This is a genomic window from Streptomyces sp. NPDC014864 (assembly GCF_043081525.1).
Taxonomy (GTDB): domain Bacteria; phylum Actinomycetota; class Actinomycetes; order Streptomycetales; family Streptomycetaceae; genus Streptomyces.
In genome coordinates, this window is record NZ_JBIBWT010000016.1 from 11530 (window position 1) to 28630 (window position 17101).

Here is a 17101-nt window from a genome sequence, read left to right on the forward strand (position 1 = left end):
GGCCGTGCGGGGGGCGGTGGTCACCGGCGGCGCAGGTGTCTGAGCGCCGTCCGGCCGGCCGCGGTCGCCGCCGTCGCCGCGAGGACCGCGGCACCCGCGGTGGCCGCCCACCGGGCCGGGCCGGCCGGCGGGGCGGGCCGCTCGGCCAGGCGTTCGGGCTCCCGGCTGGGCAGGTTCCCCTGGAGACCGAGGGCGAGCACCTCGGCCAGGTGCAGGGCGCGGCGGCCGGTGTCGCCCTGGTCGATCTGGGTGCGGCAGCTGAAGCCGTCGGCGAGCACCAGGCTGCCGGGGGCCGCCGCGCGGACGGCGGGCAGGACGCCCTGTTCCGCGACGGCCATGGAGACGTCGTGGTGGCCGCGTTCGAAGCCGAAGTTGCCGGCCAGGCCGCAGCAGCCCTCGTCCAGGACGTCGGCGTCGAGGCCGGCGCGGCGCATGAGTTCCCGGTCGGCGTCGAACTTCATGATCGCGTGCTGGTGGCAGTGGGTCTGCACGGTCGCCTGCCGGGTGAGCCGCGGCGGCTCCCAGCCGTCGGGCGCGTGGTGCACGAGTTGCTCGGCGAAGGTGCGCAGCTGCCCGGCCAGTCGCCGCACGTCCTGGTCGTCCGGCATCAGTTCGGGGGCGTCGGACCGGAACACCGCGGTGCAGGAGGGTTCGAGGCCGATGATCGCGGTGCCTGCCTCCAGGTAGGGCCGCAGCACCTCCAGCGTGCGCCGCAGCACCTTCTGAGCGACGGTCAGCTGTCCGGTGGAGATCCACGTCAGGCCGCAGCACACGGGCTCGGTGGGCACGGCGACCTTGAAGCCCGCGTCCTCCAGGACCCGTACGGCCGAGATCGCGACGGAGGGGTGGAAGTAGGTGCTGAAGGTGTCGGGCCAGAGCAGCACGGTCCGCGGGTCGGCCGGGTCGGGCTGCTCGGTGCCCCGCTCGCGCCACCACCGGACGAAGGACTGCCGCGCGAACACCGGCGCCTGCCGCTCCTCGGCCACCCCGGCCAGCCGTTTGCCGGCGCGGGCCAGACCGGGCGCCTGAAGCACCACGTTGACCAGGGACGGTGCGATCCGGGAAAGCCGGGCCCACAGCGGCAGCCAGCCCATGGAGTAGTGGGCGGCGGGACGCAGCCGGCCCTCGTAGTGGTGGGAGAGGAACTCGGCCTTGTAGGTGGCCATGTCGACGCCGACCGGGCAGTCCGACTTGCAGCCCTTGCAGGCCAGGCACAGGTCGAGCGCGTCGCGCACCTCGGTGGAGCGCCAGCCGTCGGTGATCGTGGAGTCGGCGTGCCCGTCGAGCATCTCGAACAGCAGACGTGCCCGGCCCCGGGTGGAGTGCTCCTCCTCCCGGGTCGCCCGGTACGAGGGGCACATCACGCCGCCGGAGTGGCTGCGGCAGTTGCCGATGCCGACGCAGCGCATCACCGCACGGGTGAAGGAGTGCTTGTCCTCCGGGTAACCGAAGTGGGTCGCGGGCGTGGCGGGCCGCCAGGCGGGGCCGAGGCGGAGCTGCCCGTCGACCGGGTTGGGGTCGACGACCTTGCCCGGGTTCATCCGGTTGCCCGGGTCGAACAGCCTCTTCATGTCGCCGAAGGCGGTCACCAGCCGTTCGCCGAACATCCGGGTCAGCAGTTCGCCCCGGGACTGGCCGTCGCCGTGCTCGCCGGACAGCGAGCCGCCGTAGGAGGCCACGAGGTCGGCGGCCCGCTCCAGGAAGCGGCGGAAGTCGGCGACGCCCTCGGCGGTCTTCAGCCCGAACGGGATGCGGGTGTGCACACAGCCCTGCCCGAAGTGCCCGTACAGGGACGGATGGTCGTAGTCGAACTCGTCGAACAGGCCCTTCAGGTCGCGCAGGTAGGCGCCGAGCCGCTCCGGCGGTACGGCCGAGTCCTCCCAGCCCTCCCAGGTCTCCCGGTCGTCGGGCGGCCGCGCGGTCACCCCGAGGCCGGCTTCGCGGGCCTTGAGCATCCTCTGCTCGCGCTCGGGGTCGTCGGAGAAGGCCACGTCCGGGTCCTTCTCACCGCGGCCGAGCGCGCGCAGCAGCGCGTGCGCCTGCTCGTCGACGTCCTCCTGGCTGTCACCGCTGTACTGCACCAGCAGCCAGCTGCCGCCCTCGGGCAGCGCGGCCAGCGACTCCAGGTGGGCGCCCTCCTCGCGCATCAGCTGCGCCATGCGCCCGTCCAGCGCCTCCAGTTGACTGGGCGAGCAGTGCTCGAGCAGCCGGGGCACGTCGTCCGCCGCCCGGCAGATGTCCGGGTAGCCGAGGACCAGCAGCGACTGGTACGGCGGCACGGGGACCAGGTCCAGTTCGGCGCGCAGGACGGTCACCAGGGTGCCCTCGCTGCCGACGAGGGCCCGGGCGACGTCGAAGCCGTTCTCCGGCAGCAGCGAGTCGAGGTTGTAGCCGGAGACCCGCCGGGGGATCTTCGGGTAGCCGCGCCGGATGTCACCCAGGTACTCCGTGACCAGGCGGTCCAGGCCGTCGTAGATCTCCGCGCGGCGCCCGCCCTCCGCGGCGATGCGCGCCCGCTCCGCGCGCGAGGTCGGCCCGACCCACATGCGCAGGCCGTCGTAGGTGAGCACCTCCAGCCGGCGCACGTTGTCCACGGTCTTGCCATAGGCCTGGGCCGAGGCGCCGCAGGAGTTGTTGCCGATCATGCCGCCCAGGGCGCAGTGGCTGTGCGTGGACGGCTTGGGGCCGAATTGCAGACGGTGGCCGGACAGCCGCCGGTTCAGCTCGTCGAGGACGATGCCCGGCTCGACCACGCAGGTGCGGGCCTCGGGGTCGACGGAGATCAGGCCGTGGCAGTACTTGCTCCAGTCGATCACCACGGCGGCGTTGGCCGACTGGCCCGCCAGACTGGTGCCGCCGCCGCGCGACAGGACCGGGGCGCCGAAGCGTGCGCACACCTCCACGGCGTGGGCCCCGGCCTCGACGGTGCGCGGGACCACCACGCCGAGGGGCACCTGACGGTAGTTGGAGCCGTCCGTGGAGTAGGCGCCCGTACTGCCCGCGTCGAACCGGACCTCGGCGTCCACGGCCGCTCGCAGCGCCCGCTCGAGCCGTGGCACGTCCACCGCGGAGACGTCGGGTGCTTCGAGGGGGGAGTTGCGGGACATCGGGTCGACCGCCTTCCTGCACGAGCGGAGCGCGCGACGGCACCGCCGCCGCTTACGGTGTCCGGGTACCCACCCTTGCAGTGTGCAACGTTGATTTTTTCGCCCGGCCGGCGGTCGTGTTCCTCGGGACGGTGGACCATCCCGGGGACGGGAGTTCCCCGGGATGTCGCCGACGGCGGTCGCATCGACCTGGAGCGGTCATCGAGGGCGGGCCGCCTGCCCGGTGCGGAACCGGAAGGCGCCCGTGCCGCCGCCCAGCGTCAGCCAGATGTGCTCGCCCTCCCGGACCAGCCGCAGGGCGATGTGCGCGCATCCCGGGCACCGGGCGGTCAGGCCCGGCTCGGGCCCGTAGACGTGCAGCTGGGCCATGGGGCCCGACCGCGCGCACTCCGGGCAGCGCCACCAGGCGGTGGTGGTCTCCACGGAGAGGATCTCCGAGAGGGGGCCGGCCAGGCAGTTGCCGTCGAGGTGCGTGGTGGTGTCCGACATGGAACCTCCCCTGGGACGGGCGGACAGGTCAGCCGAAGCGTTCGGTGCGGATGGCGGCGGGGTCGCGGCCGAGGGCGACGAGCAGGTCGGCGACGGACTCGACGAACCCGGTCGGCCCGCAGATGTAGACGGGGCTGCCCGGCTCCAGCCGGGCCGACGGCTCGTGCAGGTCGTCCGCGCTCACCCGGCCCGGTTCGCGGGAGCTGTCCAGCGGTGACCGGCGGGTGTACACGATGCGCACGTCGACCAGCGGATCCTCGTGGAAGAGGTCGTCCCGGTACCAGACCTCCTCGGGACCGCGCACCGAGTACAGCAGGTGGAAGGGGCTGCGCGAGCCGGACCGCCGGTGGGCCCGGACCATCGCCACGAGCGGGACCACTCCGGAGCCGCCGGCCACCAGCAGCACCGGCTCGCTGTCCTCGCCGCGCCACACGAACCAGTTGCCGAGGGGTCCCCGCATCTCGACGTCCGCGTCCAGCGGCAGCCGGTGCGCCAGATACTGCGAGACCTCCCCGCCGGGGACGGCCTGGACGCCCAGCTCGACGCGGTCGCCGTCGGCGGGCGCGGCCAGGGAGTAACTGCGTACGGCCTGGTAGCCGTCGTCGGCGGTGAGCCGTACGTCGACGTGCTGGCCGGGCAGGTGGCCGGGCCAGCCGGGCACGGCGAAGACCAGGGAGCGGGCGGAGCGGGACTGGACGTGGCGCTCGGCCAGCCGCGCGGCGCGCCAGGCGATGCGCACGGTCAGTCGCCCCAGGTGCGCTGCTCGCGCCACGGGTCGCCGTGGTTGTGGTAGCCGACGGACTCCCAGAAGCCGGGTTCGTCCTCCGTGGTGAGCCGCAGGCCGCGCACCCACTTCGCCGACTTCCACAGGTACAGGTGCGGTACGAGCAGCCGGGCGGGGCCGCCGTGCTCGGGCGACAGGGGGTAGCCGTCGTAGCTGTGCACGATCCACGCCTTGCCGTCGAGGAGGTCCTCCAGCGCGAGGTTGGTGGTGTAGCCGCCGTGGCTGTCGACGACGGCGTGGTGGGCCACCGTCTCGACGTCCTCCAGGAAGACGTCCAGCGCGACCCCGCGCCACCGCGTGTCGAACTTCGACCAGCGGGTCACGCAGTGGATGTCCTGGACGGTGTCCTGCTGCGGCAGGCCCATCATCCGGTCCCAGCTCCAGGCGTGCGTCTCGCCCCGCTCGGTGGTCACCGTGAAGGTCCAGGCGTCGGTCGCCACACGCGGTGTCGGCCCGGCCGACAGCACGGGGAAGGACTCGGTCGGGTACTGGCCGGGCGGCAGGCGGTCCACCAGGGAACGGGCGCGCCCGCGGAATCCGGGTGAGAAGGACGTCACGGCGCCACCTCCTGAGCGCGTGTGCGGGTTGCCCTGCCGGTACGCGGACCCATCTCTCAGTCTCGGTGGACCGCGGCGGCCTGACCACTCGGCGACCTCGGGGCGGGAGGCGGCGAAGGCGCGGGCCGGTGACGAGGGTGCACGGTGGCCGCCTGTCCCAAGGCCCCGTCGTGCTCCGGGGCCGCGCTCTACGATGAGGTCGACCACCACGGCGGAGAGAGAGCAGCGGGGCCATGCGACGGCTGGGGGAACTGGAGGCGGAGATCATGGACCGCCTGTGGAGGTGGAAGCGCCCGGCGACCGTGCGGGAGATCGTCGACGACATCAACCGGAGCCGGCCCGTCGCGTACACCACGGTGATGACCGTCGCCAACATCCTCCATTCCAAGGGCTGGCTGGTGCGCGAGGAGAAGGACGGGCGCGCCTGGCTGTACGAGCCGGTCCGCACCCGGGAGGAGTACTCCGCCGCCCTCATGGAGGACGCCCTCGACGCCAGCGAGGACCGGCCCGTGGCGCTCGCCCACTTCGTCGGCCACATGACCGCCGCCGAGCGCGGCGCGCTGCGCAAGGCCCTGCGTGCCGTGGGGAGGGATCCCGGCTCCGACTCCGGCTCCGGCTCCGGCTCCGGCTCCGGCTCCGGCTCCGGCTCCGGCTCCGGCTCCGGCTCCGGCTCCGAGGTGTGAACGCGCCTGTCCGCACGGACGGTTCGGGGGGAGCGGGCGGTCTGCCGCGCTCCCCCTCTGCCGGCCCCGTCCCCGTCCCCGTCAGGCCCGGTACGCCATCAGCGCCATCATCCCGGACTCCCCGTGGTACGCGTTGTGGCAGTGCAGCATCCACTGGCCGGGATTGTCCGCGTCCAAGTAGACGGACACCGTCCGCTTCGGCAGCACGATGGTGGTGTCCTTGCGCGGGCCGCCGGTGCCGAGCTGGTAGGTGTGGCCGTGCAGGTGCATCGGGTGCCACATGGTGGTCCGGTTGACGAAGTCCAGCCGGACCCGCTGGCCCTTTTCGACGAGGATCGGGTGCGCGGTCGGGTCGTTCACGTCGAACCGCTTGCCGTTGATGCCCCAGTCGTACTTGGCCATCCCCCCGGTCAGTTCGACGCGGTGCACCCGGTCGGTCCTCTTCCCCGGGAGCCGGACGTCGTCCGCCGGCTTCAGCCGGTCCGCGGTCATGACCATGCCGCGCAGCTGGGACGGACGACGGTGGGCCCGGGCGCACCGCCGGATCCGGTGCGGACCAGGGCCATGCCAATGGCGTTCTTGCCCTCGGCCAGCGCGACCAGCGGGAAGACGCCGTCGCCGAGGGTCACCGTGACGTCGTAGCGCTCCCCCATACCGATCAGCAGCGCGTCGGTCTCGCCGGGCCGGACCGGGAAGCCGTCCGTGTGGGTGACGGTCATCCTGTGGCCGCCGAGCGCCACCCGGTACGCCGTGTCGCTCGCGGCGTTGATGATCCGGATCCTTGCCCGGGAGCCGGGCTTGGCCCGGTACACCTCGGGGTCGGCCGGGACGCGGCCGTTGACCAGGTGGTACGGGTACGTGACGTCACCGGCGTCGCCGCCGAGCAGCGGACTCCGCGCGCCCATGAGCATGAACCTCATGGACATGCCGCCACTGGAGGCGGACGGGGACGCGCTCATCCCGTCCGTGCGCCCGCCGCTCATGTCCATCCCGCCCATGTCTTCCATGCCACCCATGTCGTCGCCGGAGGAGGAGCCGCCCGAGCCGGAACCGGAGCCCGATCCCATGTCCATGCCGGCCATACCGTCCATGCCGCCCATGCCCTGCCTGAGTTCCGCGAAGACCTCGTCGGGGGTGCCGGTCACGCCGTCGACCCAGTCGTCGAGGACGACCACCCACTCGTCGTCGTACTGGAGCGGCTCGTGGGGGTCCTCGACGATCAGCGGGGCGTAGAGGCCGCGGTCGAGCTGGACGCCGACGTGGGGGTGGAAGAAGTAGGTGCCGGGCGTGTCCGCGATGAAGCGGTAGGTGAAGTTGCTGCCCGCCCGGACGGCGGCCTGCGTCGCCGGGGGGACGCCGTCCATGTCCGCGCGCAGGGCGATGCCGTGCCAGTGGACGGAGGTCGTGGCCCTGCCCGGGAGCTGGTTGGAGAGTTCGGCGGCGAGCGTGTCGCCCGCGGACAGCCGCAGTTCCCGGCCCGGGGTCCGGCCGCCGAAGGCCCAGCTCTTCGCCCTGACGCCGCCCCCGAGGTCGAGCGTGGCGGGCGCCGCGGTCAGCGTGACCTTCTGCACCCGGCCGGTGCGCCTGCGCTCCTTGTCCGTGGCGGCGACCACCTCGCTGCCGGGCCCGACCAGGCCGGCGTGGCCGGACGTGCCGGAGGCGCCGGTGTCGGTGCTGCACGCCGCGAGCGCGCCCGCGCCCGCGGCGCCGAGCCCTGCCAGGAGGAGGGATCGGCGGTTGATGCTGTTCATGATGAGTCCTCTTCTCGATGTGCTCCGTCGGTCGGGCCGTGGGCGGGCACACCTCGCTCCCGGACGGTTGCGCGAGGGTGACGCCCGGGGCGCGGCCTAGATGAGCAGCCGGGAGAGGAGGGAGAGGTCGGGCGGGGCGCAGTGCGCCACTCCGAGGGAAGAGTGCGCCGCGCGGACGCCGTGGACGGCGTCCGCCGGGCCGGCGCGGGGTTCGGCGGGCGGCGACACGAACCGCACGCTGCCGAGGCTCGCGGCGGAGCAGTGCCCCGTGGCCGCGCTCGAACAGGTGTTGTCGCCGCTGCCCGCCGGCAGGTCGGCGGCGCCGAGGGCCTTGGTCGCTCCGGTGACCGTCGTGGTCCTCGTTCCGGTGGCCGGGGACGCGTGACCCATGCCGGGCATCGCATCCATGCCGTGCACGGCGCTCATGTCACGCACGGCACTCGTGCCCGGCATCGCGCTCACGACCGCCGGTGCCCCCGGAACGGCCATGGGACCGGCGGCGTCATGGTGGACGAGCACGGCGAAGGCGGCGAGCAGCGCGACGACGGCACCCCAGACACAGCGGACGGCGCCGTTCGACGCCTCACCCCACCGACCTGTGGTGCTCGCCATCTCTTCCCGCGCCCGGCTCGTCGGACAGAACTGTGGCCACTATACCCGTACGGGGTATCGCGGCCACTCGCATCTGCGGCTGCGACAGAGCGTCGTCACTCGGCACGCTCGGCGAGTTGCAGGCGCACCCGGAGTCCGCGCACACGCCTGCGGGCGCGCGTCACGCGCGCCCGCCACGGTCACGGCCGCCCCGGGCCCGCCCCGGGACGAAGGGTGCCGCGCAGTTGCGCGGCACCCTCCTCGGGCGGCAGCGGGTTGACGGCGATGTCCGTGCCGAGTTCGAAGCCGGCGGGTTCGGCCAGGCGGGGCGCGATCCGGAGGTGCCAGGCGAAGCAGCCGGTGCCCTCTTCTCCGTTGGGGGCGTTGATCAGTGCGTAGTTGTACGGGATGTCGCCGAGCAGGTCGCGCAGCGCGGTGAGGACGCGGCGCAAGAGGGAGGCGGTCCGGTCCAGGCACACGTCGGAGGCGTCGCCGAAGGACGCCTCGTGGTGGCGGGGAAGGATCAGCGTCTCGTACGGGGTGCGGGCCGCGTAAGGGGCGAGCGCCACGACGTGGTCGGTGGTCGCGACGACGCGCTCCCCGCCGGCGAGTTCGGCTGCGGTGTGGTCGACGTGGAGGCACCGGCCGTGATCGTCGTAGTAGCCACGGGCGATGTCGAACAGCCGGCGGAAGCGGGTCGGGACGATGGGTGTGGCGACGATCTGCGAGTGGGGGTGGGGCAGCGAGGTGCCGGCCCCGGCTCCGTGGTTCCGGAAGGGCAGCACGATCCCGGGGCGTCGGTCGCGCAGCGCCCGGCAGCGGGCGCGGTAGGCACGCAGGACGTCGGCGACGGCGGCGTCGTCGCCGTCGGGCAGGTCCCAGTCGTGGGCGCGTGACTCGATGACGACCTCGTGGCTGCCGACACCCTCCACCGAGAGGCACAGGCCGGCCCTGTGGTGGCGGGCCGGGCGGTCGGCGGGCGTCAGTACGGGGTAGCGGTTGGGCACGACCCGCAGGCGCCAGTTCGAGGGCGCGGCGCCCGTCGGGGCGGGAAGGCGCCAGACCTCGGGCGGAGTGGCGTCCTCCCGGCCCGGACAGAAGGGGCAGTCCGGGTCGGCGGGCGGGGGCCGGTGCGGGGACGGGCCCCCGGGTCCGGGCATCCTGTGGGGGCGTCCGCCGCGGGCGGGCGCGATGGCCACCCAGTCGTGGGTGAGCGGATCGCGCCGCAGCTCGGACACGGGCGTCCTCCCCCGCTCAGGTGCCCGGGGAGGCGACGCGACGGGCCCGGGCCACCGCGCGCCGGAACAGCTCCGGGTCGGCGGCGAACTGGCGCGCGCAGGAGGCGGAGCACAACCGGAACTCCCTGCCCCGGTATCGGGAGGGACGGACGCCGGCGCCGTCGATGCGCATCCCGCGGACCGGATCCCGGTCCTCGCCCGCCGTGCCCGCGGCCGCCGGCACGGTGGGTGCGGCGGGGGCGTGCCCGAGGAGGCTGGTGATCAGGCGGAGCTCGTCGCCGGTCAGTCGGGGCAGCAGGAACCTCTCGTGCACGAGGCCACGCCCGGCGGCGGCGAGCCGGACGGCGGCCGCGGGGTCGGCGAGAAGTCCCGGAACGGCCTCGGCGCACTCGCCGGTGGTGTCCACCAGGTGGCCGCCCACCCCGTCGGGCAGCTGCAGCGGAATGCCGCCGGCCCGCCCCGCGACGACGGGGATGCCCTTCCAGGTGGCTTCGGAGACGACCAGGCCGAAGCCTTCCCGCAGCGGTTTCTGGATCACCACGTCGGCATGCCGCTGGAAGGCGTTGACCTGCTCCGCCGTGATGGTCCGCCACTCGGCGACCACCCCGAGGTCACGCGGCAGGGGCACCTCGGAGCGCAGGATCTCCGCCACCCCGCCCCCGTAGGCGGTGGCGTTCGCATGGAGCACCCGTACGCCGTCCAGGGGAGCGGCGAGGCACCGCAACTCGTCGACGACCGCCTCGCCCGCGCACGCGCGGTAGGCGTCCAGGCCCCGTCGTCCCACGTCCACGCTCTGGAGCACGGTCGCTCACCTCTCCTCCCACCGGTCGGCGGAAACGCGAGCGCTGTGCCCTCCACTGTCGCCGCCGCCGCCCGTGGGCAGTAGGGGCCCTCCGTCCTGCCCGCAGGGCCACCCGGCCCAGCGGGTGCAGTCCGCAGCACGCGTGACTAAATACCCCAGGGGGGTATACTGTTCGACGATGTCGGGACGGGTTCGCACCACCCCCGTCCTACGATCGACCCCGCACGTCCGACCCCGAGGAAGTAACCATGACGACCGAACAGACGAACTCCAGCTCCTGCTGCGGCGGCTCCGGCGGCTCCTGCGCCTCGGGTGCCGCGGCCGAGGTCCAGGGCAGCGGCGTCACCACCGTCTACAAGGTCTCCGGCATGACCTGCGGCCACTGCGAGGGCGCCGTCTCCGAGGAGATATCAGCCCTGGACGGCGTCACCGCGGTCAAGGCCGTCGCCGCGACCGGCGAGGTCACGGTCACCTCGGCCGCGCCGCTCGACGAGGCCGCCGTACGCGCCGCCGTCGACGAGGCCGGCTACGAGCTCGTCGGCCGGGCCTGACCCCGCCGGGCCCCGCCCCGGCGGCCCGCGCAGCCGCTCCCCCGCGCCGGGACGCATCGCTCCGCTGATACGGACGCTGTGCGTCCCGGCCTCCCTCAGGAGATACGTATGACCAGCACGACAACCGAGAAGACGTCCGCCGGCACGACACCCGCGGCCTTGTCCGAGGTCGAGCTCTCCATCGGCGGCATGACGTGCGCCTCGTGCGCGGCACGCGTCGAGAAGAAGCTCAACCGCATGGACGGCGTCACGGCGACGGTCAACTTCGCCACCGAGAAGGCGAAGGTCTCGTACCCGGCGGGCGTCGAGGTCGCCGACCTCGTCGCCACGGTGGTGAAGACCGGATACACCGCCGAGGAGCCCCCGCCCCCGCCCCCGGCCCCGAGGGCCGAGGACACGGGCGAGGAGGCCCCGGCGGCGGACGGCGAGCTGCTCTCCCTGCGGCAGCGGCTGCTGGTGTCCCTGACGCTCTCCGTCCCCGTCGTCCTCCTGGCGATGGTGCCGGCGCTGCAGTTCGACAACTGGCAGTGGCTGTCCCTGACGCTGGCCGCGCCGGTCGTCGTCTGGGGTGCCCTGCCGTTCCACCGGGCCGCGTTCACCAACGCCCGGCACGGCGCCGCCACCATGGACACGCTGGTCTCCATCGGCACCCTCGCCGCGTTCGGCTGGTCGCTGTGGGCGCTGTTCTTCGGGCACGCCGGCATGCCGGGGATGCGGCACAGCTTCGAGTTCACCGTCTCCCGCACCGACGGCTCGTCCTCCATCTATCTGGAGGCAGCCGCGGGGGTGACCGCCTTCATCCTGGCCGGGCGCTATCTGGAGGCGCGGTCCAAGCGCAAGGCGGGCGCCGCCCTGCGCGCCCTGCTCGAACTGGGTGCCAAGGACGTCTCGGTACTGCGGGGTGGTGCGGAAGTACGCGTTCCCGTGGCGGAGCTGGCGGTCGGCGACCGCTTCGTCGTCAGGCCCGGCGAGACGGTCGCGACGGACGGGACCGTCGTCGAGGGCTCCTCGGCGGTGGACGCCTCCATGCTGACCGGCGAGTCCGTGCCGGTGGACGTGACCGTGGGCGACGCGGTGACCGGCGCGACCGTGAACGCCGGGGGGCGCCTGGTCGTGGAGGCGACGCGGGTCGGCGCGGATACCCAGCTCGCCCGGATGGCCAGGCTGGTGGAGGACGCGCAGAACGGCAAGGCCGAGGTGCAGCGCCTGGCCGACCGGATCTCCGCGGTCTTCGTGCCGGTGGTCATCCTCATCGCCCTGGGCACGCTGCTGACCTGGCTGCTCGTCACCGGAGACGCGGCCGCCGCCTTCACCGCGGCCGTGGCCGTCCTCATCATCGCCTGCCCGTGCGCGCTCGGACTGGCCACGCCGACCGCCCTGATGGTCGGCACGGGCCGCGGGGCCCAGCTCGGCATTCTCATCAAGGGCCCGGAGGTGCTGGAGTCCACCCGCAAGGTCGACACGGTGGTGCTGGACAAGACCGGCACCGTGACCACCGGCCGGATGGCCCTCCAGGACGTGGTCGCCGCCGAGGGCGTCGACGAGCGGGAACTGCTGCGGCTCGCGGGGGCGCTGGAACACGCCTCGGAGCATCCGATCGCCCAGGCGATCGCGGTGGGGGCCGGCGAGCGGGCCGGCGCCCTGCCGGTCCCGGAGAGCTTCGAGAACGTCGCCGGGCTCGGCGTGCAGGGCGTCGTCGAGGGCCACGCCGTACTCGTCGGACGGGAGAAGCTTCTGCAGGAGTGGGCCATCCGGCTGCCCCGGGACCTCGCCGCGGCCAAGGCCGCCGCGGAGGCCGAGGGCCGGACGGCGGTCGCGGTGGCCTGGGACGGCGAGGCCCGCGGTGTGCTCGCGGTGGCCGACGCGGTCAAGGAGACGAGCGCGCGGGCCGTGGCGGAACTGCGGCGGCTGGGCCTGCGGCCCGTGCTCCTCACCGGGGACAACCAGGTGGTCGCCGAGTCGGTCGCCCGCTCGGTGGGCATCGACGAGGTGATCGCCGAGGTCCTGCCCCAGGACAAGGTGGACGTGGTCAAGCGGCTTCAGGCTCAGGGCCGTACGGTCGCGATGGTCGGCGACGGCGTCAACGACGCGGCCGCGCTCGCCACCGCCGACCTGGGCCTGGCCATGGGCACCGGCACGGACGCGGCGATCGAGGCCGGCGACCTGACGCTGGTACGGGGCGACCTGCTGGTGGCGGCGGACGCGATCCGGCTGTCCCGCAGGACGCTGGCCACCATCAAGGGCAACCTCTTCTGGGCCTTCGGCTACAACGTGGCCGCCCTGCCGCTGGCCGCCTTCGGCATGCTCAACCCGATGATCGCGGGGGCGGCGATGGCCTTCTCCTCGGTCTTCGTCGTCACCAACAGCCTGCGGCTGCGGTCCTTCAAGTAACCTCGCCGGGTTCTGCCCTGCGGCCCAGAGCGTTCCGCCACGCGGAAGAAGGCCCCCGGTCCTCCGGCCGGGCGCCTCGCGTCGGCGGACGCCGTGACCGCGGGCGCCGTGGGCCGCGGGGGCCGCGGGCGCCTGCCGCCGGGCCCGCGTGAGCCACCGGGCCGGCCGCCGGCAGCGATCGGCCTCAGAGATTCAGGGTTCAGAGGCAACGGCTCAAGGGGCGGGAGTCAGGGCCCGCACGCCGCCAGCAGCGGCAGCGAGGGCGCCGCGAGCGTCGCCGCCACGATGCACAGCCATGCCGTACGGGGCGGGCGCGGCTGCGGCTCGAGGACGCGGCGCAGGCGGACGAGGACCCCCGATCCGCCCGCCCCCAGAGCCGCCCGGGGCGTCTGTCCGGCCGCCACCTCGCACATCGCGGTGGCCAGCACGTCCCGGGAGTGGAAGCGCAGCGCGCGGTCGTCCGCGATCATCTCCAGGAGGAGGAACGTCTGCTCCCGGACCAGCCGGGCCAGGGGCAGGCCGCGGAAGGCCCGGGAGAACGCGTCGACGAGCACGTGGAGCAGATGGTGCCGGCCCATGAGGTGAGCTCGCTCGTGCTCCACCACGGCCCGCAGCTGTGCGTCGGACAGGACGTCCAGCGCGCCCCGCGTCACCACCACGCGGGAACGGCGCCCCGACAGGCAGTACACGGCCGGGACGACGTGATCGACGACGGTGACGCCGTACGCGGGCACCGTCCGGCCGACGAGGGTGAGCGTGTCCAACTGCCGGGCGCGGGCCCGCCGAGCGCGCCACACGCCCCGGGCCAGCCAGGGCAGCGGCAGCAGGACGACCACGACCGGGGCCGCGACCGCCAGGACGTCACCCGGCGTGGACGGGCCCGGAACGGCGGACGGGTGGTCCTCCAGCAGGCAGACGGTGAACAGTCCCATGAGCCCGTCGTGCGGGTGCCGCTCGACGGCCACGAGGTGGTGCACGGACAGCGCGGCGGCGATGACGAACGTCGTCACCAGGGCCAGCCAGGCGAGAACGGCGGCGACGGGGGCGGCGTGGGGCCATCGCGCCCGGGCCAGCAGAGGCGGCGCCGCGGCCCCGGCCAGAGCCGCGTACGCGGCCAGCGCCACGGCCGTGATCATGCGTCGCTCCGCCTCCTGACCGTTCGACGCGCCGAGCGTAACGCCTCCGGTTCGCCGGACGGGATCCGTTCGGCGAACCCGGCGAATCCGGCGTGAGCGCCGGAGACGGGGGTGGCCGATGGCACCGGCCACCCCCGCCCGCGTCACGCGGCGGTCGGGGCGTCAGCGCGCCCAGATCACGAAGGTGACCACCGACTTGCCGTTGCCGAAGTCGCGCACGTAGGTGTCACCGTGGGCGGCGTGGGACACGCGCGTGCCCCAACTCGACCTGTCGTTGGTGACCTGCGGCACCGCCGCGGTCTGGTCGACGGTGCTCGTCGAGTCCAGGTGGCTGTAGATCGTGGCCAGTTCGTCGTAGTCGTGCTGGTTGGGGTGGAGGTTGCTGGGCGGGCCGTCGGGGGTGTTCGTGTAGTCCATGCACGTACCGAGGTTGGGGTTGTCGAAGACCTCGTCCTGGTGGTCCAGGCCGAAGGTGTGCCCGACCTCCTGGCACGTCACCATCGTTCTCCACGAGGGCGTGTTGTACGTCGCCGTGTTGAAGTACGTATCGTTCAGCTTCACCGTGGCCGAGGTGATGTGGGTGCCGCCGGTTACGGATATCGAGGCGATGCCGAGCCAGCCGTTGTTGCCGTAGGTGCTGTTGCACACCTCGACCCGCCCGCTGGTGGCGGCGCAGCGCTTGGCGGAGGACTGGCCGGCGACCACGGTGGTGTCCAGCACGGTCGACTTCGACCAGTCGGACGACGCGGTGCCCAGGTAGCTCTTCCAGTTGGAGGTGAGGTTGTCGCCGAGCTTGACCGTGAACGGGTTCGCGGTGCGGGCCCAGTGATAGCCGCCCCACGAGTGGCTGGCCTGGGCGGAGGTGCTCAAGGTCATGGTGGCGGCGGCCGCCGCGGTGAGGGCGACGAGCAGCTTCATACGCACGAGGGGTCTCCTCAGTGGTTGGGGATGAAAGCCACACGCGACCCCGGAAGAGCCCCTTCGTGTCGACGCCACAGCCAGGGTCGCGAACTACCGTGCAGATGGTGCGTTGGTGACGGACCGTGCGGACTGGACGGCATGAAAAAGCTGCCTGTTGAGCAGGCATGCCGGTGGGGCTCCAGTCGATTCGAGTGCCTCGAATTGCAGGTAGGTTAGGCGCTCACCGAAGCTGTTGTCATGTACTCAAAGAGCAGAATTTTCTAAGTAGATTAGTAGTGACGCGGACACGGCTCCCCGGCGGCCCGCTTCGTCCCGGAATCCCCACGTCCCCCGGACATGCGAAAGCCGCCCGGCGGGCCTGGTGTCGCGCTGCCGGACGGCTCTGGGACCGTACGTCTGTGTGGTTGTCCGCGGTGGCCGGTGGTCGAGGGGCCGGTGTCCGGTGTCCCCCTCACCCGCTGCCGGGCAGAGGCCGCGGTTACTCCTCGTCCGCCTCGGTCACGGGCCGGGCCCGGCCGACCTCGGGGCCTTCGCCCTGCTGGGCGCGGAGGTGCAGGATGTCGCCGATGAACAGGTCGTAGACCAGCACGCCGATCACGCCGCCGACGAGCGGGCCGACGATCGGGATCCAGAAGTAGTTGCTGAACGCCCCGGACAGGGTGCCGGGGAGCGCGAGGTCCTGCCATCCGGCGACCCAGGTGAACAGCCGCGGGCCGAAGTCACGGGCCGGGTTGATGGCGTACCCGGCGTTCGCCCCGTAGGACATGCCGATGGCGGCGACGGCGAACCCGACCAGCAGCGGCCCGAGGTTGGCCTTCACTCCGGTGTTGCGCAGGTCGATGATCGCCACGACCAGCATGACCAGCAACGCGGTACCGACGATCTGGTCGATCAGTGGACCCCAGTTGCCCCCGTGGAAGTACGGCGCGGGGAACGTCCCGAAGATGGAGAAGGACGCGAGGGTGTGCCCGTTCGTCTTCGGTCCCGGCATCGCCTGGTCGAAGGCGCCGATCGCGTTGTGGTAGACGCCGTAGACGAGGGCCGCGCCGGTGAAGGCTCCGGCGAGCTGGGAGATCCAGTACGGGACAACCTTGATCCAGGGGAAGCGGCGCCGGACGGCGAACGCGAGCGTCACCGCCGGGTTGATGTGGGCCCCGCTGACGCCTCCGGCCACGTACACGCCGAAGACCACGGCCATCCCCCATCCCCAGGTGATCAGCAGCCAGTCGCCGGCGCTGATGAAGAAGGTGGTGGGGCCCTCGGTACGTCCCGACCCGGGCAGTGCCGCGACCGCCATGGCGACCACGCCGCAGCCGAACGCGATGAGGACGAAGGTTCCCAGGAACTCTGCCAGACACTCGCCCCAGAGACCTCCACGGCTCTTGAGCCGGGACGGCTTGATGAGAGGCCTGATTTCGACGGCCATGCGGCCCCCTAGACGTAGGGAAGCGTAACGGAACGGTGACGCAGCGCTGTCCTGCCCTCCCAGCCTGCGCCGACGGCACCGGGGCAGCAACATGTGCCTCCCGCGCCCCGGGCTCTCCGGCACTCCCGCGCCCGGCGCAGGCCACGGATCGGCGACAGAGCGACAATGGGGGTACCGCTTCAGCCGAACGGGTGGCGGAGGAGGTCGCCATGACATCCGCATCACACCCTCACGCCCCGCACCTGTCCGCCGTGGCCGCCGCGACGGCCGGTGGCCGCCGGGCCGAGCTGGCCCTGGCCGGGGACCTCGACCTCGGAACCGTGCGCGAGTTCGAGGAACGGCTCGACGATCCGCTGATGCGCCGGGCGGACGAATGGGTGGTGGACCTGAGCGGCGTCAACAGACTCGATCTGGCGTGCGCCTACGCCCTGCTGCGCGCGGCCACGCAACGGCCCGCGATCGCGCGGCTCACCGTCCGGGGCGCGCGACGCACCGCCCAGCGGACCCTGCGCCACGCCGGACTCGGCACGGTCGCGCTGATCGAGGAGTGACGCCCTCGCTCCGCGCCGGGTCGGCGCACCCGGCTGGTCGGCGCACCCGCGCGAGCGGGCGCGCCCATGCAGCACGTCCTCGTGCGTCGGCGCCCCGTGAGCCGGCGCCCCCGTGAGTCGGCG

14 protein-coding genes and 1 pseudogene are annotated in these 17101 nt (G+C 73.2%); 4 read left to right on the forward strand and 11 right to left on the reverse strand.

Annotated elements, in window-relative coordinates:
- Positions 1–20 precede the first annotated feature (20 nt).
- The 4 genes from ACF1A5_RS25755 to ACF1A5_RS25770 form a co-directional block, all read right to left on the reverse strand.
- The gene (locus ACF1A5_RS25755; protein ID WP_392195238.1) at positions 21–3107 is read right to left on the reverse strand and encodes an FAD-binding and (Fe-S)-binding domain-containing protein; all 3087 of its coding nucleotides are present in this window, start codon (positions 3105–3107) and stop codon (positions 21–23) included.
- Between the two features lie 198 nt (positions 3108–3305).
- The gene (locus ACF1A5_RS25760) at positions 3306–3596 is read right to left on the reverse strand and encodes a DUF6510 family protein (RefSeq protein ID WP_392195239.1); all 291 of its coding nucleotides are present in this window, start codon (positions 3594–3596) and stop codon (positions 3306–3308) included.
- Between the two features lie 28 nt (positions 3597–3624).
- Positions 3625–4368, reverse strand: coding sequence for an FAD-binding oxidoreductase (locus ACF1A5_RS25765; RefSeq protein WP_392195240.1), 744 nt, complete (start codon positions 4366–4368; stop codon positions 3625–3627).
- Positions 4338–4937 carry a molybdopterin-dependent oxidoreductase gene (locus ACF1A5_RS25770; RefSeq protein ID WP_392195241.1) on the reverse strand — a complete coding sequence of 200 codons (600 nt, stop codon included), beginning with the start codon at positions 4935–4937 and terminating at the stop codon, positions 4338–4340. Before ACF1A5_RS25770 ends, ACF1A5_RS25765 begins: the two co-directional genes overlap by 31 nt.
- Positions 4938–5170: 233 nt before the next feature.
- On the opposite strand from ACF1A5_RS25770, the gene ACF1A5_RS25775 reads away from it, so the two are divergent.
- The gene (locus tag ACF1A5_RS25775; RefSeq protein ID WP_392195242.1) at positions 5171–5620 is read left to right on the forward strand and encodes a BlaI/MecI/CopY family transcriptional regulator; all 450 of its coding nucleotides are present in this window, start codon (positions 5171–5173) and stop codon (positions 5618–5620) included.
- A gap of 81 nt (positions 5621–5701) precedes the next feature.
- On the opposite strand, the pseudogene ACF1A5_RS25780 reads toward ACF1A5_RS25775, so the two are convergent.
- From ACF1A5_RS25780 to ACF1A5_RS25795, 4 genes and pseudogenes are all read right to left on the reverse strand, one after another.
- Positions 5702–7371: pseudogene (locus ACF1A5_RS25780) on the reverse strand (multicopper oxidase family protein).
- Between the two features lie 96 nt (positions 7372–7467).
- Positions 7468–7983, reverse strand: a complete 516-nt coding sequence (locus tag ACF1A5_RS25785; RefSeq protein WP_392195243.1) for a hypothetical protein — start codon at positions 7981–7983, stop codon at positions 7468–7470.
- A gap of 179 nt (positions 7984–8162) precedes the next feature.
- Positions 8163–9200: a galactose-1-phosphate uridylyltransferase gene (gene galT / locus ACF1A5_RS25790; RefSeq protein WP_392195244.1), complete on the reverse strand. Its 1038-nt coding sequence runs from the start codon at positions 9198–9200 to the stop codon at positions 8163–8165.
- A 16-nt stretch (positions 9201–9216) separates the two neighbouring features.
- Entirely contained in the window at positions 9217–10002 is a 786-nt protein-coding gene (locus ACF1A5_RS25795; protein WP_392195245.1) for a glycosyltransferase, read from the reverse strand.
- Between the two features lie 248 nt (positions 10003–10250).
- Between ACF1A5_RS25795 and ACF1A5_RS25800 the strand changes: the two genes are divergently transcribed.
- Entirely contained in the window at positions 10251–10553 is a 303-nt protein-coding gene (locus tag ACF1A5_RS25800) for a heavy-metal-associated domain-containing protein (protein ID WP_392195246.1), read from the forward strand.
- Positions 10554–10661: 108 nt separating this feature from the next.
- Entirely contained in the window at positions 10662–12944 is a 2283-nt protein-coding gene (locus ACF1A5_RS25805) for a heavy metal translocating P-type ATPase (protein ID WP_392195247.1), read from the forward strand.
- Positions 12945–13171: 227 nt separating this feature from the next.
- Here ACF1A5_RS25805 and ACF1A5_RS25810 read toward each other — a convergent pair whose 3' ends face one another.
- The 3 genes from ACF1A5_RS25810 to ACF1A5_RS25820 all read right to left on the reverse strand — a co-directional run bounded on the left by ACF1A5_RS25810 (position 13172) and on the right by ACF1A5_RS25820 (position 16427).
- Positions 13172–14080 carry a M56 family metallopeptidase gene (locus ACF1A5_RS25810; RefSeq protein ID WP_392195248.1) on the reverse strand — a complete coding sequence of 303 codons (909 nt, stop codon included), beginning with the start codon at positions 14078–14080 and terminating at the stop codon, positions 13172–13174.
- A 162-nt stretch (positions 14081–14242) separates the two neighbouring features.
- On the reverse strand, positions 14243–15004 hold the full coding sequence (locus ACF1A5_RS25815) for a hypothetical protein (protein ID WP_392195249.1): 762 nt from the start codon (positions 15002–15004) through the stop codon (positions 14243–14245).
- A gap of 475 nt (positions 15005–15479) precedes the next feature.
- On the reverse strand, positions 15480–16427 hold the full coding sequence (locus tag ACF1A5_RS25820; RefSeq protein WP_392195250.1) for an MIP/aquaporin family protein: 948 nt from the start codon (positions 16425–16427) through the stop codon (positions 15480–15482).
- Positions 16428–16636: 209 nt separating this feature from the next.
- Between ACF1A5_RS25820 and ACF1A5_RS25825 the strand changes: the two genes are divergently transcribed.
- Positions 16637–16978, forward strand: coding sequence for an STAS domain-containing protein (locus ACF1A5_RS25825; RefSeq protein WP_392195251.1), 342 nt, complete (start codon positions 16637–16639; stop codon positions 16976–16978).
- Positions 16979–17101: the final 123 nt, after the last annotated feature.

What these genes read in the sequence shown, in the direction of transcription:
- ACF1A5_RS25825 (WP_392195251.1), top strand. Translation starts at nt 16,637, where the DNA reads ATGACATCCGCATCACACCCTCACGCCCCGCACCTGTCCGCCGTGGCC.
- ACF1A5_RS25775 (WP_392195242.1), top strand. Translation starts at nt 5,171, where the DNA reads ATGCGACGGCTGGGGGAACTGGAGGCGGAGATCATGGACCGCCTGTGG.
- ACF1A5_RS25800 (WP_392195246.1), top strand. Translation starts at nt 10,251, where the DNA reads ATGACGACCGAACAGACGAACTCCAGCTCCTGCTGCGGCGGCTCCGGC.
- ACF1A5_RS25805 (WP_392195247.1), top strand. Translation starts at nt 10,662, where the DNA reads ATGACCAGCACGACAACCGAGAAGACGTCCGCCGGCACGACACCCGCG.
- ACF1A5_RS25760 (WP_392195239.1), bottom strand. Translation starts at nt 3,596, where the DNA reads ATGTCGGACACCACCACGCACCTCGACGGCAACTGCCTGGCCGGCCCC.
- ACF1A5_RS25810 (WP_392195248.1), bottom strand. Translation starts at nt 14,080, where the DNA reads ATGATCACGGCCGTGGCGCTGGCCGCGTACGCGGCTCTGGCCGGGGCC.
- ACF1A5_RS25785 (WP_392195243.1), bottom strand. Translation starts at nt 7,983, where the DNA reads ATGGCGAGCACCACAGGTCGGTGGGGTGAGGCGTCGAACGGCGCCGTC.
- ACF1A5_RS25820 (WP_392195250.1), bottom strand. Translation starts at nt 16,427, where the DNA reads ATGGCCGTCGAAATCAGGCCTCTCATCAAGCCGTCCCGGCTCAAGAGC.
- ACF1A5_RS25755 (WP_392195238.1), bottom strand. Translation starts at nt 3,107, where the DNA reads ATGTCCCGCAACTCCCCCCTCGAAGCACCCGACGTCTCCGCGGTGGAC.